Here is a 19160-nt window from a genome sequence, read left to right on the forward strand (position 1 = left end):
GCGGCGGCTCAGCTTCGCGGGAGCCGCCGCGTTTAGCCCACTCTCGCGGCGGGGTAACGCCCCCGCGACACGTCTTTGCGCTATTGACTCCCACGGCCGTATACACCGCTTCCCATCGCCCTTGGCAGGGTGTAGAACATGATGGGAGAAAAACGCTATGTTTCTGTGCGGCGAGCGGGAAAATGGCAAGCCTTCAGACTAATAAATGCGACAGCTACGATATTTTATACATATAAATAAGATTTATGTGTTAGTTTTCTGTATTTATAATAATGATTATCAATCAGGAGTTATTTGCACAGCTATGAGGGACAATGATTTTTTCAGCTGGCGGCGGGATATGCTGCACCAATTTCAGTCCATGGCCACCGGCGAGGAGGTTTATAATCTCCTGCAACGTGAAACCGAAGCGCTGGAATATGATTACTACACGCTTTGTGTGCGCCACCCGGTGCCTTTCACCCGCCCCCGCGTTACGTTCCAGTCGACTTACCCCCGCGCATGGATGTCGCACTATCAGGCAGAAAATTATTTCGCGATAGATCCTGTGTTACGGCCGGAGAATTTTATGCGTGGCCATCTGCCATGGAACGACAGCCTGTTTCGTGATGCGCCGGCACTGTGGGACGGGGCGCGTGACCATGGTCTGCAAAAGGGGGTGACGCAGTGCCTGACGTTGCCAAACCATGCTCAGGGATTTCTCTCTGTCTCCGCGAACAATCGTCTGCCGGGCGGTTACCCTGAAGATGAGCTTGAGCTGCGTCTGCGAACGCTGACTGAACTAAGCTTGCTGACGCTGCTGCGTCTGGAAGATGAGATGGTGATGCCGCCGGAGATGAAGTTCAGCCGCCGCGAACTGGAAATCCTCAAATGGACGGCGGAAGGAAAGACTTCGGCGGAGGTGGCGATGATTCTCTCGATTTCGGAAAATACGGTGAATTTCCATCAGAAGAATATGCAGCGGAAATTTAATGCGCCGAATAAAACGCAAATTGCCTGCTACGCCGTGGCGACAGGGCTAATCTGAATGCGCCTGCCGTTCTGCGTGTCAGACGTGATACCGGCTGTCAGTGATACTTTCAGCCGGCACAGGATTACTGCCGATAGGCTTGTTTAATCTGCTTAACGGTGCTGGAGAATACGGCGGCCTGAGCCTCATCTTCCATCTGTGAAATCTGCTTTTCCATTTTAATAATCACGCGCCCCGCATCCGCCTGGCCCATCGCCTGCAGCATCAGCGTAATCATCGCTTTCAGGCAGGAGACTTCCTGCGCCAGTTCCTGCTTATTTTCTGCAGTGGAAAAATCTGGTGTGCTCATCGATATCCTCGTTTACTCGCTGCGCTATTGCGCTCTAGTCAATGTGAAGGCCGCGCAGTATACCACAAGCGACAGAAAAAAAAGGTGTGCTTAATTTCTGTTCTCTCATCTGAGCTGTGAATGTTTTTATGCTTCGGATAATACGTAATAGCCGTCGGCAAGCCAATAATTTCCCCGATCTATTTAGCTCGTTAATAATTGTTACATATTTTGCTTCGTATTTATACGCTACGTAATCTGTTGTATTTTTTGTGCCTTCTGTATGAGTATTGTTAAAAAATAAGAGCCGGGCAACTGACTGTTCTCAATGACTTTCCACTTAGTGTGCACAGACATTGCCATAAATGAGAGCCAAATCGAGGCGAGGGCATTTTTTTGCCTTTTAAAATAGCAATAAAACCCGGTAATATGTGGGAGATAAAGTATCAGTAGCGTTATCCCTCATTCTGGAGATTATTCCTTTGATCAACGTTCTTCTTGTTGATGACCACGAACTGGTGCGCGCAGGGATACGACGCATTCTGGAAGATATAAAAGGGATTAAAGTCGCTGGCGAAGCCTGCTGCGGCGAGGACGCCGTCAAGTGGTGCCGGGCTAATTCCGCAGATGTCGTCCTGATGGACATGAACATGCCTGGGATCGGTGGTCTTGAAGCGACGCGCAAAATCGCGCGCTCCGTGGCGGGCACCAAAGTGATCATGTTGACCGTGCATACCGAGAATCCTTTACCTGCCAAGGTCATGCAGGCGGGCGCGGCAGGCTATCTCAGTAAAGGCGCCGCGCCGCAGGAAGTGGTGAATGCCATCCGCTGCGTCGCGTCCGGGCAGCGCTATATTGCCTCCGATATTGCCCAGCAAATGGCGTTAAGTCAGATTGAACCCGAAAAGACAGAATCGCCGTTTGCCAGTTTGTCTGAACGCGAATTGCAGATTATGCTGATGATCACCAAAGGTCAGAAGGTGAATGAGATCTCAGAGCAGCTAAATCTGAGTCCTAAAACGGTTAACAGCTACCGCTATCGGATGTTCAGTAAATTAAACATTCATGGCGATGTCGAGCTGACCCACCTGGCAATTCGCCATGGCCTGTGTAATGCGGAGTCGTTAGCAAGCCAGTGAGTGATGTTTTTGACGCAAAAGCTTTCCTGAAAACGGTGACCAGCCAGCCCGGTGTGTATCGGATGTATGATGCTGGCGGAACCGTCATCTATGTTGGCAAAGCCAAAGATCTGAAAAAGCGGCTCAGTAGCTACTTCCGCAGCAACCTTGCGTCGCGTAAAACGGAAGCGCTGGTAGCGCTGATCGCGCAAATCGACGTGACCGTCACCCACACCGAGACGGAAGCGCTGCTGCTTGAGCACAACTATATTAAGCTGTACCAGCCACGTTACAACGTGCTGTTACGCGACGATAAATCGTATCCTTTTATTTTTCTCAGCGGCGATACTCATCCGCGTCTGGCGATGCATCGCGGCGCCAAACATGCGAAGGGCGAATATTTTGGTCCTTTTCCCAACGGCTATGCCGTGCGCGAGACCCTGGCGCTGCTGCAGAAAATCTTTCCCATCCGTCAGTGTGAAAACAGCGTCTACCGCAATCGCTCCCGCCCCTGTCTGCAGTATCAGATTGGTCGCTGCCTGGGGCCGTGCGTGGCCGGGCTGGTCAGCGAAGAAGAGTATGCTCAGCAGGTAGAGTATGTGCGGCTGTTTCTCGCCGGCAAGGATGACCAGGTGCTGACCCAGCTCATCGCGCGGATGGAGAAGGCGAGCCAGAACCTGGAGTTCGAAGAGGCCGCGCGCATCCGCGACCAGATTCAGGCCGTCCGCCGCGTGACGGAGAAACAGTTTGTCTCCAACACCGGTGACGACCTCGACGTGATCGGCGTCGCCTTCGATGCCGGCATGGCCTGCGTGCATGTGCTGTTTATCCGTCAGGGCAAAGTGCTGGGCAGCCGAAGCTACTTCCCGAAAGTGCCGGGCGGCACCGAGCTGGGAGAGGTCGTGGAGACCTTTGTCGGCCAGTTCTACCTGCAGGGCAGCCAAATGCGCACGCTGCCGGGGGAGATTTTGCTCGACTTTAACCTTGGGGATAAGACGCTGCTGGCCGACTCGCTGTCGGAGCTGGCGGGTCGTCGAATCAATGTGCAGACTAAGCCGCGCGGCGACAGAGCGCGTTATCTTAAGCTGGCGCGGACCAACGCCGCGACAGCGTTAACGACCAAATTGTCTCAGCAATCGACCATTCATCAGCGTTTGCAGGCGCTGGCCGGCGTACTGGAGCTGCCGGCCGTCAAGCGAATGGAGTGTTTTGACATCAGCCACACCATGGGCGAACAGACCGTAGCATCCTGTGTGGTGTTTGACAGCAATGGCCCACTGCGCGCGGAGTATCGGCGCTACAACATCACCGGCATTACCCCTGGCGATGACTATGCGGCGATGAATCAGGTCCTGCGCCGTCGCTATGGTAAAGCGATTGATGACAACAAGATCCCGGATGTGATCCTGATAGACGGCGGCAAGGGACAGCTGGCCCAGGCGAAAGCCGTGTTTGCTGAACTGGACGTCCCCTGGGATAAACATCATCCGCTGCTGCTGGGCGTGGCGAAAGGTAGCGATCGAAAAGCGGGTCTGGAAACGTTATTCTTTGAGCCGGAAGGGGAAGGGTTTAGCCTGCCGCCGGATTCGCCGGCCCTGCATGTGATCCAGCATATTCGCGATGAATCGCACGATCATGCGATCTCCGGGCATCGCAAAAAACGGGCGAAAGTGAAGAGCACCAGCTCGCTTGAGACTATCGAGGGGGTGGGGCCGAAGCGTCGTCAGATGCTGCTGAAGTATATGGGTGGGCTGCAGGGGCTACAGCAGGCCAGCGTCGAAGAAATTGCTAAAGTACCGGGCATCTCTCACGCTCTGGCAGAAAAGATCTTCTACTCGTTGAAACATTAGGGGCTCTGTAGCAACATAGGGCTAATTTTTACTTACAACAGATAGTTACCCGTCACTATGCAATTTAATATCCCTACGTTGCTTACTCTGTTTCGCGTCATCCTGATCCCGTTTTTTGTGCTGGCGTTTTATCTGCCCTTTAGCTGGGCGCCGTTTGCCTGCGCGCTGATCTTCTTTGTTGCCGCGGTAACCGACTGGTTTGATGGTTTCCTCGCTCGTCGCTGGAATCAGAGCACCCGTTTTGGCGCCTTCCTCGACCCGGTTGCCGATAAAGTCATGGTGGCTATCGCCATGGTGCTGGTTGCCGAACACTATCACACCTGGTGGGTCACGCTACCGGCGGCGACCATGATTGCCCGTGAGATCATTATCTCCGCGCTGCGTGAGTGGATGGCGGAGCTGGGGAAACGCAGCAGCGTGGCGGTCTCGTGGATTGGCAAAGTGAAAACGACCGCCCAGATGACCGCCCTGGTATGGATGCTGTGGCGTCCTTATCCGTGGGTGGAGTGGGCCGGGATCGCGCTTTTCCTCGTGGCGGCGGTGCTGACGCTGTGGTCGATGCTGCAGTATTTGAACGCGGCGCGCGGCGATTTGCTTGATCAGTGATCGTTTCGCCGTTATTTTCAGCAAACGATACAAAGTTGCGAAAAATACCGTTGACTCACCGCGAGAGATAAGTAGAATGCAACGCATCGAACGGCGGCACAGTCTTCCAGACGATAACAAAATCAAGTGATTAGCAAATAACTTGATGATGCGGGAATAGCTCAGTTGGTAGAGCACGACCTTGCCAAGGTCGGGGTCGCGAGTTCGAGTCTCGTTTCCCGCTCCAGATTAACAGCATCGGCAGTTGCGGGTGCTTCAGTATTAAAGGCGCGTTAGCAAAGCGGTTATGTAGCGGATTGCAAATCCGTCTAGTCCGGTTCGACTCCGGAACGCGCCTCCACTTTATATCCCGAGCCCGGATGGTGGAATCGGTAGACACAAGGGATTTAAAATCCCTCGGCGTTCGCGCTGTGCGGGTTCAAGTCCCGCTCCGGGTACCATTGGGAAATACAGAATAATCAAAGCAATAAGCAGTGTCGTGAAACCACCTACGGGTGGTTTTTTTGTTTCTGTACTTTCGCTTTCTGATACCATTCCCGCCAGCCTGACGCCACGGCGTTTTTCGGTTAACTCTAGCCTTACAGTCAATTTCTCATTTGTCCCAGGACAAAACGATCGCGCCTTGCTACTATCAAACGGACTCTCAGCCCAGCCTGCCGGAGGCATCATGTTCACTGGACTTTGCGCATTTCCTTTGACACCTTTGCATCAGCAAGATTTTGATGAAAAAGCGTTTATTCGTATTCTCGCCCGTCTTACCGATGCCGGAGTCGACTCTCTGGGCATCTTAGGTTCAACCGGCAGCTACGCTTATCTCAGCCGTGAGCAGCGCAGACGAGTGGTGCAGGTGGCGAAGGCGCATGCGGGGTCGATCCCGATGATGGTCGGCGTCGGCGCCATTGCGACTAACGAGGTGCTACGCCTGGTGGAGGATGCTCAGGAGGCTGGGGCGGATGCGTTATTACTGCCGATGATGTCCTATCAGCCGCTTTCCGCGGAGGAGATCTTTGCCTTTTACGAAGAAGTCTGTCGGCATGTCTCGGTGCCGGTTTGCCTGTATGACAATCCCCGCACTACCCACGTAATGCTGGCGGATGAGCTGCAGGGGCGCATCGCCGCCTTGCCGGCCATTGCCTCGATTAAAATTCCCGGCCTGCCCGCGCCACAGGCGAGCGAACGTGTAGCGGCCCTGCGTCAGCATCTTCCCTCTCGCGTTACGCTTGGCGTTAGCGGCGATGCGTGGGCCACTGCCGGGTTGCAGGCCGGCTGCGAAGCCTGGTATTCGGTCTGCGGCGGACTCTTTCCCCGCTGCTCACTGGCGCTGGTAAGAGCGATACGTAGCGGCGATGTGGCGCAGACTGCGGCACTGAATGAGCAGCTGGCCCCCCTATGGCGATGCTTTGATCGCTATGGTGGTAGCCTGCGAGTGATAGCCAGCGCCGCAGCGATGCTCGGACTCTGCGATCCAGACTCGCTTCCCCGTCCTTTGCTTTCGTTAGGGGAGGAGGCCTGTCGTGAGGTGGCGTCGGCGCTGCGCGGCCTGGCCTGATCGCGTATCGTTGACACCGGCGCAATAGGTATCGCCGGGTGGCTTTCTGTCGGCAATTCGGCTACTGTAGGCCCGATTTTTACCATGCGAGCCTGTGAATGAATACCGGACCTTTGAACGAAAACGAACTGGAATGGCTGGATGACACTCTGGCGAAATACGCCGCCGAAGGCGCCATTCTGGATGTCTCTGAACTGGATGGCCTGCTGACGGCGATCCTCTCTGCGCCGACCGACATCGAACCCGCTCAGTGGCTGCTGGCGATTTGGGGCGGGGCGGATAATGTCCCGCGCTGGGCCAACGATCGCGAGCGCGATCGCTTTGTCAATCTGACGCTGCAGCATATGAGCGATATCGCCGAACGGCTGGAGTCTTATCCCGATCAGTTCGAACCGCTGTTCGGCACCCGCGAAGCGGAAGGTCAGGAGCTGACCATAGTTGAGGAGTGGTGCTTTGGCTATCTGCGCGGCGTGGCGCTGAGCGACTGGTCGACGTTGCCCGCTGAACTCCAGCCGGAGCTGGACGCTATCGCGCTCCACGGCAGCGAAGAACAGTTTAGCGCGCTGGATAATCTGACGGCGGATGAATTTATCGCCAGCATCGAGCGTATCACGCCGGCGGCGCTGGCGCTTTACCAGTACTGGATAGCGAATCCGCAGCCGGTGGAGGCCCCGCAGCCAATAAGAAATGAAGCGAAAGTCGGACGCAACGATCCCTGCCCATGCGGCAGCGGTAAAAAGTATAAGCAGTGTTGCTTAGCGAAATGAACAAGGGGCCAGCAGGCCCCTTTTTTATCCCACCGCGGGCAACAACCCGGCAGCGATGCTGAACTGAATAGCCACGATGCCGATCCCGCACAGCAGAACCAGCCATAGCGTCGGTGCGCCGCCGGCGACCCGCCAGGTAGCCTGCGGATGCTCTCGGCGACTCTTCATGACCAGCAGGGCCGGCATTATCAGCGCCAGCACGGCTAATGCCACCCCGGCGTAGCCGAGGGCCATGACGAAACCGCGGGGATAGAACAGGGCGAACGCCAGCGGCGGCAGGAAGGTGATTATCCCGCTCTGCAGACGCCCGCCGACGCTGTTTTTACGCTGAAACATATCCGCCAGATAATCAAACAGGCCGAGCGAGACGCCGAGGAATGACGTCGCCAGCGCAAGGTCGGCAAACAGGTGAACGGCCAGCTCCACATGCGGTGACGCCACCACTTCGCGGATCGCCTCCAGCAGGCCGTTCAGACCAGCGTTATTTGCCAGCATGGCGGTAAAGGCCGGGGCGTCGATACTGCCCAGCGTCGCCAGCTGCCAGAAAATATAGGCCACCAGAGGAATAAAGCTGCCGATGATAAATACCCGGCGCAATTTGCGAATATCCCCCCCCAGATAGCTGACGATGCTCGGGACGCTGCCGTGAAAACCAAAGGAGGTGAAAATCACCGGAATGGCCGACAGGGCCAGGCCTTGCTCAACCGGCAGCGTCAGAAGGTTCACCTGATGAATGTGCGGCATCAGCAGGGCCAGCATAATCACCAGGAAGACGATTTTGGCGCTAAACAGGAAGCGATTGAACAGATCCACCAGCGCAGTGCCAATGCACACTACCGCCCCGCCGAGGAGGGTGAAGATCAGTACGCCTGCGGCCGGTGGTAGCTGCCAGTCCAGCCACTGGTTGAGGCTGGAAGCGAGTAATTCACCGGCGCCACTGATATAGGCTGCCGTGAGGGCGTACAGCAGAAACAGCATGCAGAATCCGGTAACCCACTGCCCATAACGGCCCAGATAGCGCGCCGCCAGAGAACCGAGCCCCATATCGGCAGGGACATGCTGGTAGACTTCCAGCAGCAAAAGGGCGGTATAGCACATCAATGCCCACAAGGTGAAAAGTAAACCCAACGTGACGGTAAAGCCGACGCCTGCGGCGGCCAATGGCATTGCCAACATTCCTGCACCGATGGTGGTGCCAGCTACGATTAAAATACTGCCCAGAGTGCGGTTTTTCACGCTTTTCGCTATCCCTACAGCAAATAACAATAAATTATGCCGCGCAGAGTAGGGGATATTACGGCTTTCGTCAAATCGAGATTACAAGTTGTGTAATGAAATGTTTACACAATAAGAGGGCGAAAGCCTGCGCTAGCGCAAGGCGCGGGTTGACGGTCTGGCCTAAGCTGGCGGTTTTTGCAGGAGGGGTTATGTCTTCTATTCATGGTCATGAAGTTTTACAGATGATGCTCGCCTCGGGTGAATCCTGGACGGTCGCCTCGCTGGAGGCCGCCATTCGCCGCCGCTTTGGCGAAGAGGCGCGGTTTCACACCTGTTCAGCAGAGAATCTAAGCGCCGCACAGTTGGTGGCGTTTTTAGAGAAAAAAGGCAAATTTATTGCCAGAGAGGAAGGTTTTACTACCGCAGAAAATAAGATCTGCCGACATTAAGAGGGCCGCGACACGGACTGTCGCGGCGCGGGGGATTAATTCTGCGCGTCGAGGGTAGCCAGCTCTTTATCGATAAAGTACAGACCTTCGCCGCTTTTTCCAGCGAGGGTCAGTTTATCGATCACCGATTTAAATAATTTCTCTTCTTCATGCTGTTCAGCAACATACCACTGCAGGAAATTAAAGGTCGGGTAATCCTGGCTGGTCATGGCCGCGTGCGCCAGTTCATTTATTTTTTGCGTGATCAGCTGCTCATGCTCGTAGGTCTGGCGGAACAGCTCGTCGAGTGAGGCATATTCGGCAAACGGGGAGGCGATAGCGTTGATCCGCGGCAGGCTGCCGGTGTCGGTTAGATAGTCGAACAGGCGCTGCATATGGGTCATCTCTTCCTGAGCATGGCGACGCAGGAAGGCCGCGGCGCCTTCAAAACTGTGGTAACTGCACCAGGCGCTCATCTGCTGATAAAGAAGAGAAGAATAGAGTTCAAGATTCATCTGTTCATTCAGTTTGTCAATCATGTCCGTTTTCAGCATCGTTGCACTCCTGGAATTAAATAATAGATGTTATTGGCTGCCACTATAATTTGTTATTTAATTATTTGCAAAAAGTAAATTTAAAAATGTTTTATTTAAAATGCTAATGGGAATAACACGCATTGGCAGTTTAATAATAAATGAGAATGCTTTTAATTTATTATTCATTATTGCCTGGGCGGTCAGGACTTTGTCGCCGGCGGGTGGTAAGGGAGGACGAAGCGGATTCGCCAGCATGCAGAGGGCTGAGGTCAACAGACAGGGGGAGCCTGCGAAAGTGTGAAGCACTGCGTAAATTTTAAAACAACTTTTCATAAAATTTGAAAGTTGGTTTTCAAGGTAGTAGAGTGCAGTCAACGCCAATGACATTCTGCGGGCAGGCCCGCACAGCATTCAGGAGAGTAAACCATGAAGATTGCACTGATGATGGAGAACAGCCAGGCGAACAAAAACGCCATCATCCTCAAGGAGCTTACCGCAGTTGCCGATGAAAAAGGATTCCCGGTCTATAACGTTGGCATGAGCGATGAGAACGATCATCACCTGACCTACATTCACCTCGGGATCATGGCCAGCATCCTGCTGAATTCGAAAGCAGTCGACTTTGTCGTCACCGGCTGCGGTACCGGGCAGGGGGCGCTGATGTCGCTGAACATCCATCCGGGCGTGGTCTGCGGCTACTGTATCGATCCGGCGGATGCGTTCCTGTTTGCCCAGATCAACAACGGTAACGCTCTGTCGCTGCCGTTTGCCAAAGGTTTCGGTTGGGGCGCTGAACTGAACGTACGGTTTATCTTTGAAAAAGCGTTTACCGGTCGCAATGGCGAAGGCTATCCGCCGGAGCGTAAAGAACCGCAGGTGCGCAATGCCGGGATCCTCAACCAGGTCAAAGCAGCGGTAGTCAAAGAGAACTATCTCGACACCCTGCGCGCCATCGATCCTGAGCTGGTGAAAACCGCGGTATCCGGCCCACGCTTCCAGCAGTGTTTCTTCGAAAACTGCCAGGATAAAGCGATTGAGGCCTTCGTTCGCCAGATTGTTGGCTAATCCTTGTCAGGGCCAGCGTCGCTGGCCCTTCCGTTCATTTGTGTTTCTTTTCCGATACGCTGCTGCCTGCCGTTTTGGTCAGATGTAGGCTGTCGATCATCCCCACCAGACAGATCAACGCGATAAAGACAAACGACAGGCGAAAGGCAATTCCCGGCACAGTGGAAAGATGCAGCCAGTCGCCAACCTGCTCACCCAGGCGGATGCCGATAGCGCCGAGCGTGATCCCCAGCCCTACCGCCAGCTGCGACGCGGTACTGAACAAGGTATTGGCATCGCTCATCTGCGCGGCGGGGACATCAGCAAAGGCCAGCGTGCTCACACCCGTAAACTGGATAGAGCGAAAAACCCCGCCGAGATAAAGGATCAGCATGATGGCCCAGACCGGCGTCTGCGGCGTGAGCAGCGCGCAAGCCAGCAGCGAACAGACGTTCAGCGCGCCGTTGATCAGCAGTAGCCGACGAAAGCCCAGCCAGCGAATGAGCGGTGTGGTGGCGGGTTTAATGGTTAAATTACCGACAAACACCGCCAGCACCAGCAGGCCGGAATGAAAAGGATCCATACCGAATCCCACCTGGAACAGCAGGGGGAGCAGAAAAGGCACCGCGCTGATGGAGGCCCGGAACAACGAGCCGCCGTACATTGTCACCCGGAACGTCGGCACCTGCAGGGCGTCGAGACGAACCATAGGCGCCGCCGCCCGGCGGAAATGACGAATGGAATATAACAGACAGCCGAAGCCAAGCGCGGCGAGAGCCAGCGTCGGCCAGATCTGCGGCTGGCGATCGCCGAGCCGCTCCATCGCGGTCACCAGACTGACCATCGCGACCGAGGTAGTGATAAAACCGCTGAGATCGAAGGAGCGCCGTTCCGTTTCGCGAATATCAGGGATAATGCGCAGCGAAAGGATGATGGCGGCAAGGCCCAGCGGGACATTGATAAAGAAGATCCAGTGCCAGCTGGCGTAGCGGGTTATAAAGCCGCCCAAAGGCGGGCCGATAATGGGGGCCACCAGCGCCGGCCAGGTCAGGGTGGCGATGGCCTTGATCAGCTGGTGTTTCGGCGTGGTGCGTAGCACCGCCAGGCGACCAACGGGGACCATCAGCGCGCCGCCGACTCCCTGAAGGATACGCATGGCGACAAAGATATGCACCTCGGTGGAGAGGCCGCAGAAGACCGAGGCAAGGGTAAAGATCGCCAGGGCGAGAGTAAAAATAGCCCGGGCGCCGAAGCGATCGGCGATCCAGCCGCTGGCCGGGATCAGGACCGCAAGGGTAATCAGATAGGCGCTGATGCCGATATTCAGTTCGACCGCGGTGACGCCAAAATCCCTCGCCATATCGGGCAGGGCGGTGGCGATCACCGTCCCGTCGAGAAACTCCATAAAAAAGGCACCGGCCACCAGCAGCGCCGGCGCTGAAAAAGCACGTTCATCGCGGGAAGAGATCGCGGTATTCATGTTGTCACTGCCATCAAGAGTGTGATCCTGTGCAAAGCGGCAGGAGACGACCCGCCAGCCAGTAGGGTAGATAAAAAAACCTGCGACGGCAGGTTTTATTATCGTTAACGATTTAGGGTACTATTACGCTCCTGAAAAAAGGAGTAATTAATGTCTCAACATCTTACCGAACACGACGAGCTGGTTTCCGATGTGGTTGCCTGCCAGCTGGTTATCAAACAGATCCTCGATGTCATTGACGTCATTGCGCCAGTGGAAGTGCGTGAAAAAATGACCACTCAGCTGAAAGCTATCGACTTCGCCAGCCATCCGGCCTCTGCCGATCCGGTGACCCTTCGCGCGGTGCAAAAAGCGATCGCGTTGATTGAGCTGAAGTTTACTCCACAGGAAGAAACGCATTAATACCAGGCCTCGCCGGATACCGGCGGGGCCTTCTTCTTTAATGGGAAACGACGGTCTGCGCAGGCGCAGGGGCAGCATCTTTGAACAATTTGCTGTTGCCCCAGCACTCTTCGTAGCGATGGCCGACCAGATCCTCCACGATAACCCGCACGTCCGGCGCAATATCGCTAATTTTGCCGCCCGCTTTTATCCGCGCGACTTCCTGCAGCACCACCAGATGGGCCTTCCGGTCCAGCTTCATCTGCTTGCTGAAGACGATGGCGGCCAGGGCTAATGCGATCACCCCGACGCAGAATACCACTGCGATAGCGGTCACCGCGCTTTCCGGTTGGCTGTGCGCTTTTGACTGGAAACCGTAGAAGCTCAGGATCGCCCCCATCGAGAACACCACAATCGAGCGCAGAATTTTTCCTGAGAAGGTCATGGCGCCGGCATAGATCCCTTCCCGCCGGCGTCCGGTGTAGATCTCATCGACATCGGCCAGGAAGGTGTAAACGGTCCAGGGTATATAGTAAACCCCGCCGGTACCCAGGCCGAACAGCACGGTAATGCCGAACATCAGCACTGTCGCCAGGCCGGACGGTAGATGGAAAAACCACAGCGAGGTATACAGCAGAACCGCGAAAATGACGATCCCCAGCGCCAGGATATAGGGTTTGCTGAAGCCCTTTTTCACGCACAGGCCGATAAACAGCGCCGTAGAGATCAGCTGCAGAATCGAGTTCAGGCTGTTCAGCCCGGCCACCATCGCTGGATCGTGTTGTAGAACGAAGATCACGAAATAGGTGAAGATGGCGGCAAACAGCCATTCCGCGCCAAAGCCGCACAGGTACATACCAAGATGTTTGCGGAATACGCGTAGATAAAAAGTCGAACGCATATCTTTCGCCAGCGACAGCAGGGTGCTCAGCAGTCCTTTTTTCGCGCTGGTTTCCACCTCTTCCCCGCGCTCACGCTCCCAGCTGCACAACCACAGGCAGGAAATAGCGACGATCAGGATCGCGCCATAGGTCAGACCGGTGAGGAAGAAAGGGGTGGCAGAATCTTTGCCATACAGCAGAATGAACTGGCCGGGAATAAACGCCGCGAGGAAGTTGGCCAGCTTACCAAAGATAGCTTTATAGCCGGTCAGTTTTGAACGCAGTGAGAAATCATCGGTCATCTCTGTCGCCAGCGTTTCATAAGGCACCATGATAGAGGTGTAAATGATCTCAAACACCACATAGGTGCTAAGGTAGTACCAGAAACTCAGGCCTTCCACCCACAGCAGCGGGTAGAACATCATCAGCGGAATACCGATTAGCAGAAAGAAACGCCGGCGGCCGAAGCGCTTGCCCAGGCGCGTTTTGCCAAAATTATCCGTCAGATAGCCCATCAGCGGGTTGCTGATAGCGTCAATGATGCTGGCGACGGAGAAGATAAATGAGGCCTCGATCAGCGTCAGGCCGCAAAAGGTCGTATAAAAATAGAGTAGCCATGCGCCGCTTATCGCCAGTGCGCCGCTCCCTAACAGATTTCCGCCGCCGTAGGCTAACTGATGGCGTAACAAGATCGGTCTTCCCTGCAGCCCTTCAGAGGCTGAAGCCGTGTATCTAGCCATAAAAAATAAACCTCGTGTTTTATATTTTTGAAACACTGTTTTTATATTTCTTTATGGTTCGTCAAAAAGTGACCGCGCTCACTAATCCCCCTTATGGGGTAACGGTGATGAGGGAATGGGATCGAGTTAAAACTTTTTTATTCTTAAAAGGAATAATAGGGGAGAAAAAATAGACGTAATGGATTAATAAACCGGGCGGGGCAGCGCAGACGCGCTCCCCCTGGCAGAGCGATAAAGGCTTGATTAATGCGCTTTCTGCGCTTCTCCAACGATAGCCATCAGACGCCGATCGGTCTGCTCCATCCCGAGACCGGCTTTATCGGCATTACGAATTTCCTCAAGCACGCTTTGCAATAGCAGGCCATCCTGCTGCTGCTCTTCCGCCAACAGCGTGAGAAACCGCCAGGTGCTGTCATCGCTTTGCGCTTTGGCTTCCTGAGCGAGACCGCTCAGCAGACGACTGCGCTGTTGGTAATCGCTCAGGGTTTGGGTAAACAGATCTTCCAGCGAGGTGCACTCAGGGTTACAGGCGTGGTCGGGATTGACGATCGGCCAGCTGCCGGCTTTTTTCAGGTAGTCAAATACGCGCATAGTGAGGGTGATGCTGCTTTGCGCGCGGGTGCGCAGAAACGTCGCGGCGCCGTCGAAGCGATGTCGGGCGCACCACTCACTTAAGTTCAGGTAAACGTTAGAGGCGTGAAACTCAAGATTCATTTGGGTGTTTAGCTTTTGTGCCATTCCTGGAACTGCCATAAAAAATATCCTTATTAACCGGGAAGGGGTTACTGGTGCGCGTCAGCGGATCCTGCGGATAACTACAAGATAAAATTGTGACACGCGGCACTGTTGCAGAATAATAAAACTCTACACATTCCGTATGAGTCGGGTATTTTTTCCATTTGCCGACGATTTAAGAATACTCGCTCAACGAAATTAAGAAAACTCTCAAGCGCGGTAATTTACGTTTTGTTACACCATTATTTGTGCAAACTACCAGGGCTGAGATTGTGCGCCGTTGGCAGGGGCTCGCTGGTTTCAGATTGGTTATAAGATATAAGTATTTGACTACGAGATTCGTCGTAGAAGAGAACGGAATAAGTTATTTCATTAGTAATGTTTCAGGTTGATGATCATTATTTTTATTTTTTGTTGCAGGCGCTTTTATCAAGAGGAATATATTTTTTCTATTCGGAATAAATTACGCCAAAGATCCGTTTTTTCGCGATATTAAGCGGGCCATGTGGCTCAGCGGTGCGAGGTGGATTGCCATTTGAGTGGCGCACAGGCGATCGCCCGCAGCAACGCCGTCAATCGCTGATGATAACAGTGCTGTAACCCACCGTTAAACATCCTCTGACAACACAAGGATAAGCCTGCTGATGGTATAGATGATCCTGCTATGCCCCGGTAAAATTGTATGACAATTGTGTCATTTTTTATGTCATTTTTTGCTAAATGTATGTACGCAATTACTGTAATTCCGCGATGTGATAATGCTCTCGTATGGAGAAATAATTTCCGGGTATTACTACTCTAACAACGGCAGTGGGGAATGCGATTTTTCTAATGCCTTGTTTTGATGCCGATTAAATTGTTAATTCCGATTTTTCCCTACATGAAAGCGAATTAAAGCTGGAGTTTACCATGCACAAATTTACTAAAGCGCTGGCGGCCATTGGTCTCGCTGCGGTTATGTCACAATCAGCTATGGCGGAAAATCTTAAACTGGGTTTTCTGGTGAAACAGCCGGAAGAGCCATGGTTTCAGACTGAGTGGAAATTTGCTGATAAAGCAGGAAAAGATTTAGGCTTTGACGTTATTAAAATTGCGGTTCCGGATGGAGAGAAAACCCTGAATGCCATTGACAGCCTGGCGGCCAGCGGCGCGAAGGGCTTTGTCATTTGTACCCCCGATCCCAAGCTCGGGTCGGCGATTGTCGCCAAAGCGCGTGGCTATGACATGAAGGTGATTACCGTCGATGACCAGTTCGTCAATGCGAAGGGCAAACCGATGGAGAGCGTACCGCTGGTGATGATGGCGGCGAGCGAAATTGGCGCCCGTCAGGGGCAGGAACTCTATAAAGAGATGCAAAAGCGCGGCTGGGATGTCAAAGACACCGCCGTAATGGCGATCACCGCCGATGAGCTGGATACCGCGCGCCGTCGCACCACCGGCTCCATCGATGCCCTGAAGGCGGCCGGTTTCCCGGACGCGCAAATCTACCGCGTGCCGACAAAATCCAACGATATCCCGGGAGCGTTCGACGCCGGTAACTCGATGCTGGTCCAGCATCCGCAGGTTAAACACTGGCTGATCGTCGGGATGAACGACAACACCGTCCTCGGCGGCGTGCGCGCGACCGAAGGTCAGGGCTTTAAAGCTCCCGATGTGATTGGCATCGGCATCAACGGCGTGGATGCCGTCAACGAACTGTCGAAGGCGCAGCCGACCGGCTTCTATGGCTCTCTGCTGCCAAGCCCGGATATCCACGGCTACAAAACCAGCGAAATGCTCTACAACTGGGTCACCAAGGGCGTCGAGCCGCCGAAGTTCACGGCGGTGACCGATGTGGTGCTGATTACCCGCGATAACTTCAAAGAAGAGCTGGCGAAAAAAGGGCTGTAACAGCCTGATTAAACTGGCCCCCGCCACGGCGCGGGGGCTGAGTGCAGAAGAGCGGAGTCGTTATGCAACAGTCTACCCCTTATCTCTCATTTCGCGGCATCACCATGACGTTCCCTGGCGTAAAGGCCTTGTCCGATATCAGTTTTGACTGCTACCCAGGACAGATCCACGCGCTGATGGGCGAAAATGGCGCAGGCAAATCGACGCTGTTGAAAATTCTCAGCGGCAACTATATCCCGACCGCGGGCCATCTGCAGATCGGCGGCCAGCAGATGGCATTCGCCAATACCATGGAGGCGCTGAATGCCGGCGTGGCAATTATCTACCAGGAGCTGCATCTGATCCCGGAGATGACCGTCGCCGAAAATATCTATCTCGGTCAGCTGCCGCACAGAGGCGGCATCGTCAATCGCTCGCTGCTCAACTATGAGGCCCGCCTGCAGCTGGAGCATCTGGGTCTGGATATCGACCCGGAGACGCCGCTGAAATATCTCTCCATTGGTCAATGGCAGATGGTGGAGATTGCCAAAGCGCTGGCGCGTAACGCCAAGATTATCGCGTTCGATGAGCCGACCAGCTCGCTCTCCGCCAGAGAGATCGACAACCTGTTTCGCGTCATCCGCGAGTTGCGGGAGGAGGGAAGGGTCATCATCTATGTTTCACACCGGATGGAAGAGATTTTTGCCCTCAGCGATGCCATCACCGTCTTTAAAGATGGCCGCTACGTTTGCACCTTTGACGATATGCCGAGCGTCAGCCACGACGCCCTGGTCCAGGCAATGGTAGGCCGCAATCTGGGCGATATTTATGGCTGGAAGCCTCGCCCCTATGGCGAGGAGCGGCTGCGCCTGGAGGAGGTCAAAGCGCCTGGCGTGCGCACGCCGGTTAGTCTCTCGGTGCGCAGCGGTGAAATTGTCGGTTTGTTCGGACTGGTGGGTGCCGGGCGCAGCGAACTAATGAAAGGCCTGTTTGGCGGCACGCAGATAACCGGCGGTCAGGTGTATATCGATGGCCAGCCCGTCTCCATTCGCAAACCGGCCCAGGCCATCCAGGCCGGGATGATGCTGTGTCCGGAGGATCGTAAAGCGGAGGGGATTATTCCGGTGCATTCCGTGCGCGATAACATCAATATCAGCGCCCGGCGCAAGCATATTCACGCTGGCTGCCTGATCAACAACGCCTGGGAGGCGGACAACGCCGATCAACATATCCAGTCGCTGAATATTAAAACGCCGGGCCCGGAACAGCTGATTATGAACCTGTCGGGCGGCAACCAGCAGAAAGCGATCCTTGGCCGCTGGCTGTCGGAAGAGATGAAGGTGATCCTGCTTGATGAGCCAACCCGCGGCATCGACGTCGGCGCCAAACATGAAATTTACAATGTGATCTATGGCCTCGCCGCCTCCGGTGTCGCCGTGGTGTTTGCCTCCAGCGACCTGCCGGAAGTGCTGGGCGTCGCTGACCGCATCGTGGTGATGCGCGAAGGACAAATCGCCGGCGAACTGCTGCATGAAGAAGCCAATGAACAGCAGGCGTTAAGCCTTGCGATGCCAACAGTGAGCCAGGCTGTCGCCTGAGTAAGGAGTAAATGATGTCATCAGTGACTACGTCCGGGGCTACCCGCTCAACCTTTAGCTTTGCCCGCATCTGGGATCAGTTTGGCATGCTGGTGGTGTTTGCGGTGCTGTTTATCGGCTGTGTGATTTTTGTGCCCAACTTTGCTTCATTCGTCAATATGAAAGGGCTGGGGCTGGCGATCTCGATGTCCGGGATGGTGGCCTGCGGCATGCTGTTTTGCCTGGCCTCCGGCGATTTTGACCTGTCGGTGGCGTCGGTTATCGCCTGCGCCGGGGTCACCACCGCGGTGGTGATTAATCTCAGCGAAAGCCTGTGGCTGGGGATCGCCGCAGGCCTGTTGCTGGGGGCGCTTAGTGGCCTGGTTAACGGCTTTGTCATTGCGCGCCTTAAGATCAACGCGCTGATCACCACGCTGGCCACCATGCAGATTGTCCGCGGCCTGGCCTATATTATCTCCGACGGCAAAGCGGTGGGGATCGAAGATGAACGTTTCTTCACCCTCGGCTACGCCAACTGGTTTGGTTTGCCGGCGCCGATCTGGCTGACCGTCGCCTGCCTGGTGGTTTTCGGATTATTACTAAACAAAACCACCTTTGGCCGTAATACGCTGGCTATTGGCGGCAATGAAGAGGCGGCGCGCCTGGCCGGCGTCCCGGTGGTGCGCACCAAGATTATTATCTTTGTGCTCTCCGGTCTGGTATCGGCCGCAGCGGGGATCATTCTGGCGTCGCGCATGACCAGCGGCCAGCCGATGACCTCGATTGGCTATGAGCTGATTGTTATTTCGGCCTGCGTGCTGGGCGGGGTGTCGCTGAAGGGCGGGATCGGCAAGATCTCCTACGTGGTGGCCGGGATCCTGATCCTCGGAACCGTGGAAAATGCGATGAACCTGCTGAATATCTCGCCATTCTCACAATACGTCGTGCGCGGGGTGATCCTGCTGGCGGCGGTGATCTTCGACCGCTACAAACAAAAAGCCAAACGTGCGGCCTGAATTTTAACCCAACTTTTTAGTTTACAGAGTAATTGCCGCCAGCGCCCGTTTCGCTGGCGGTAACTAT

The 19160-nt window shown here is 54.7% G+C and carries 20 protein-coding genes, 3 tRNA genes and 1 pseudogene; 16 read left to right on the forward strand and 8 right to left on the reverse strand.

Annotation, left to right across the window (positions count from 1 at the left end):
- Positions 1-304 precede the first annotated feature (304 nt).
- A complete protein-coding gene (gene sdiA, locus AB1E37_RS08670; protein ID WP_002911542.1) occupies positions 305-1027 on the forward strand; it encodes a transcriptional regulator SdiA in 723 nt (240 codons plus the stop codon).
- A gap of 67 nt (positions 1028-1094) precedes the next feature.
- Here the strand turns inward: sdiA and AB1E37_RS08675 are convergent, their stop codons facing one another.
- On the reverse strand, positions 1095-1319 hold the full coding sequence (locus AB1E37_RS08675) for a DUF2594 family protein (RefSeq protein ID WP_002911541.1): 225 nt from the start codon (positions 1317-1319) through the stop codon (positions 1095-1097).
- Positions 1320-1780: 461 nt separating this feature from the next.
- Between AB1E37_RS08675 and uvrY the strand changes: the two genes are divergently transcribed.
- The 8 genes from uvrY to AB1E37_RS08715 all read left to right on the forward strand — a co-directional run bounded on the left by uvrY (position 1781) and on the right by AB1E37_RS08715 (position 7188).
- A complete protein-coding gene (uvrY, locus tag AB1E37_RS08680; protein WP_002911539.1) occupies positions 1781-2437 on the forward strand; it encodes a UvrY/SirA/GacA family response regulator transcription factor in 657 nt (218 codons plus the stop codon).
- Positions 2434-4266: an excinuclease ABC subunit UvrC gene (gene uvrC / locus AB1E37_RS08685; RefSeq protein ID WP_004214380.1), complete on the forward strand. Its 1833-nt coding sequence runs from the start codon at positions 2434-2436 to the stop codon at positions 4264-4266. Before uvrY ends, uvrC begins: the two co-directional genes overlap by 4 nt.
- 57 nt (positions 4267-4323) lie before the next feature.
- Positions 4324-4872, forward strand: coding sequence for a CDP-diacylglycerol--glycerol-3-phosphate 3-phosphatidyltransferase (gene pgsA, locus AB1E37_RS08690; protein ID WP_004141115.1), 549 nt, complete (start codon positions 4324-4326; stop codon positions 4870-4872).
- A gap of 150 nt (positions 4873-5022) precedes the next feature.
- Positions 5023-5098 (forward strand) — tRNA-Gly (locus tag AB1E37_RS08695).
- A 40-nt stretch (positions 5099-5138) separates the two neighbouring features.
- Positions 5139-5212, forward strand: a tRNA-Cys gene (locus AB1E37_RS08700).
- A gap of 13 nt (positions 5213-5225) precedes the next feature.
- A tRNA-Leu gene (locus AB1E37_RS08705) sits at positions 5226-5312 on the forward strand.
- A 227-nt stretch (positions 5313-5539) separates the two neighbouring features.
- Positions 5540-6421 carry a dihydrodipicolinate synthase family protein gene (locus tag AB1E37_RS08710; protein WP_023301076.1) on the forward strand — a complete coding sequence of 294 codons (882 nt, stop codon included), beginning with the start codon at positions 5540-5542 and terminating at the stop codon, positions 6419-6421.
- A gap of 98 nt (positions 6422-6519) precedes the next feature.
- On the forward strand, positions 6520-7188 hold the full coding sequence (locus AB1E37_RS08715; RefSeq protein WP_004141106.1) for a YecA family protein: 669 nt from the start codon (positions 6520-6522) through the stop codon (positions 7186-7188).
- A 24-nt stretch (positions 7189-7212) separates the two neighbouring features.
- Here AB1E37_RS08715 and tyrP read toward each other — a convergent pair whose 3' ends face one another.
- Positions 7213-8424 (reverse strand): tyrosine transporter TyrP, encoded by a 1212-nt coding sequence (gene tyrP / locus AB1E37_RS08720; RefSeq protein ID WP_004891013.1) that lies wholly within the window; start codon positions 8422-8424, stop codon positions 7213-7215.
- Positions 8425-8615: 191 nt separating this feature from the next.
- On the opposite strand from tyrP, the gene AB1E37_RS08725 reads away from it, so the two are divergent.
- Positions 8616-8855, forward strand: a complete 240-nt coding sequence (locus AB1E37_RS08725; RefSeq protein ID WP_004175410.1) for a YecH family metal-binding protein — start codon at positions 8616-8618, stop codon at positions 8853-8855.
- 35 nt (positions 8856-8890) lie between these two features.
- Here the strand turns inward: AB1E37_RS08725 and ftnA are convergent, their stop codons facing one another.
- Entirely contained in the window at positions 8891-9388 is a 498-nt protein-coding gene (gene ftnA / locus AB1E37_RS08730) for a non-heme ferritin (protein ID WP_004141101.1), read from the reverse strand.
- 57 nt (positions 9389-9445) lie between these two features.
- Positions 9446-9625: a hypothetical protein gene (locus tag AB1E37_RS08735; RefSeq protein ID WP_020324969.1), complete on the reverse strand. Its 180-nt coding sequence runs from the start codon at positions 9623-9625 to the stop codon at positions 9446-9448.
- A 171-nt stretch (positions 9626-9796) separates the two neighbouring features.
- Here AB1E37_RS08735 and AB1E37_RS08740 point away from each other — a divergent pair, with 171 nt between their 5' ends.
- Positions 9797-10435, forward strand: a complete 639-nt coding sequence (locus AB1E37_RS08740) for an RpiB/LacA/LacB family sugar-phosphate isomerase (RefSeq protein ID WP_004899182.1) — start codon at positions 9797-9799, stop codon at positions 10433-10435.
- A gap of 34 nt (positions 10436-10469) precedes the next feature.
- Here AB1E37_RS08740 and AB1E37_RS08745 read toward each other — a convergent pair whose 3' ends face one another.
- The gene (locus tag AB1E37_RS08745) at positions 10470-11894 is read right to left on the reverse strand and encodes an MFS transporter (RefSeq protein WP_004899180.1); all 1425 of its coding nucleotides are present in this window, start codon (positions 11892-11894) and stop codon (positions 10470-10472) included.
- Positions 11895-12044: 150 nt separating this feature from the next.
- Here AB1E37_RS08745 and AB1E37_RS08750 point away from each other — a divergent pair, with 150 nt between their 5' ends.
- On the forward strand, positions 12045-12296 hold the full coding sequence (locus AB1E37_RS08750; protein ID WP_002911524.1) for a DUF2766 family protein: 252 nt from the start codon (positions 12045-12047) through the stop codon (positions 12294-12296).
- A gap of 37 nt (positions 12297-12333) precedes the next feature.
- On the opposite strand, the gene AB1E37_RS08755 is transcribed toward AB1E37_RS08750, so the two are convergent.
- The gene (locus AB1E37_RS08755; RefSeq protein WP_004899177.1) at positions 12334-13845 is read right to left on the reverse strand and encodes an MFS transporter; all 1512 of its coding nucleotides are present in this window, start codon (positions 13843-13845) and stop codon (positions 12334-12336) included.
- Positions 13846-13910: 65 nt separating this feature from the next.
- On the opposite strand from AB1E37_RS08755, the gene AB1E37_RS08760 reads away from it, so the two are divergent.
- On the forward strand, positions 13911-14069 hold the full coding sequence (locus AB1E37_RS08760) for a succinate dehydrogenase (RefSeq protein ID WP_004148869.1): 159 nt from the start codon (positions 13911-13913) through the stop codon (positions 14067-14069).
- Between the two features lie 70 nt (positions 14070-14139).
- Here AB1E37_RS08760 and AB1E37_RS08765 read toward each other — a convergent pair whose 3' ends face one another.
- On the reverse strand, positions 14140-14649 hold the full coding sequence (locus AB1E37_RS08765; protein WP_004175413.1) for a non-heme ferritin-like protein: 510 nt from the start codon (positions 14647-14649) through the stop codon (positions 14140-14142).
- 434 nt (positions 14650-15083) lie between these two features.
- Positions 15084-15179, reverse strand: a pseudogene (locus AB1E37_RS08770) (hypothetical protein); the annotation flags it as partial.
- Positions 15180-15540: 361 nt separating this feature from the next.
- Here AB1E37_RS08770 and AB1E37_RS08775 point away from each other — a divergent pair.
- From AB1E37_RS08775 to araH, 3 genes are all read left to right on the forward strand, one after another.
- Complete coding sequence (locus AB1E37_RS08775) at positions 15541-16521, forward strand: arabinose ABC transporter substrate-binding protein (RefSeq protein ID WP_002911518.1); 981 nt, start codon at positions 15541-15543, stop codon at positions 16519-16521.
- A 62-nt stretch (positions 16522-16583) separates the two neighbouring features.
- Positions 16584-18098 (forward strand): L-arabinose ABC transporter ATP-binding protein AraG, encoded by a 1515-nt coding sequence (gene araG, locus AB1E37_RS08780; protein WP_002911516.1) that lies wholly within the window; start codon positions 16584-16586, stop codon positions 18096-18098.
- Positions 18099-18112: 14 nt separating this feature from the next.
- A complete protein-coding gene (araH, locus tag AB1E37_RS08785; RefSeq protein ID WP_002911507.1) occupies positions 18113-19093 on the forward strand; it encodes an L-arabinose ABC transporter permease AraH in 981 nt (326 codons plus the stop codon).
- Positions 19094-19160: the final 67 nt, after the last annotated feature.

The organism is Klebsiella sp. Shm-1 (assembly GCF_040804525.1).
Lineage (GTDB): Bacteria > Pseudomonadota > Gammaproteobacteria > Enterobacterales > Enterobacteriaceae > Klebsiella > Klebsiella pneumoniae.

Coding starts and splice junctions, on each gene's coding strand:
- AB1E37_RS08775 (WP_002911518.1), top strand. CDS start 15,541: ATGCACAAATTTACTAAAGCGCTGGCGGCCATTGGTCTCGCTGCGGTT.
- AB1E37_RS08675 (WP_002911541.1), bottom strand. CDS start 1,319: ATGAGCACACCAGATTTTTCCACTGCAGAAAATAAGCAGGAACTGGCG.
- AB1E37_RS08740 (WP_004899182.1), top strand. CDS start 9,797: ATGAAGATTGCACTGATGATGGAGAACAGCCAGGCGAACAAAAACGCC.
- araG (WP_002911516.1), top strand. CDS start 16,584: ATGCAACAGTCTACCCCTTATCTCTCATTTCGCGGCATCACCATGACG.
- AB1E37_RS08710 (WP_023301076.1), top strand. CDS start 5,540: ATGTTCACTGGACTTTGCGCATTTCCTTTGACACCTTTGCATCAGCAA.
- ftnA (WP_004141101.1), bottom strand. CDS start 9,388: ATGCTGAAAACGGACATGATTGACAAACTGAATGAACAGATGAATCTT.
- AB1E37_RS08725 (WP_004175410.1), top strand. CDS start 8,616: ATGTCTTCTATTCATGGTCATGAAGTTTTACAGATGATGCTCGCCTCG.
- AB1E37_RS08765 (WP_004175413.1), bottom strand. CDS start 14,649: ATGGCAGTTCCAGGAATGGCACAAAAGCTAAACACCCAAATGAATCTT.
- AB1E37_RS08750 (WP_002911524.1), top strand. CDS start 12,045: ATGTCTCAACATCTTACCGAACACGACGAGCTGGTTTCCGATGTGGTT.
- araH (WP_002911507.1), top strand. CDS start 18,113: ATGTCATCAGTGACTACGTCCGGGGCTACCCGCTCAACCTTTAGCTTT.
- AB1E37_RS08735 (WP_020324969.1), bottom strand. CDS start 9,625: ATGCTGGCGAATCCGCTTCGTCCTCCCTTACCACCCGCCGGCGACAAA.
- sdiA (WP_002911542.1), top strand. CDS start 305: ATGAGGGACAATGATTTTTTCAGCTGGCGGCGGGATATGCTGCACCAA.
- AB1E37_RS08715 (WP_004141106.1), top strand. CDS start 6,520: ATGAATACCGGACCTTTGAACGAAAACGAACTGGAATGGCTGGATGAC.
- pgsA (WP_004141115.1), top strand. CDS start 4,324: ATGCAATTTAATATCCCTACGTTGCTTACTCTGTTTCGCGTCATCCTG.
- AB1E37_RS08745 (WP_004899180.1), bottom strand. CDS start 11,894: ATGAATACCGCGATCTCTTCCCGCGATGAACGTGCTTTTTCAGCGCCG.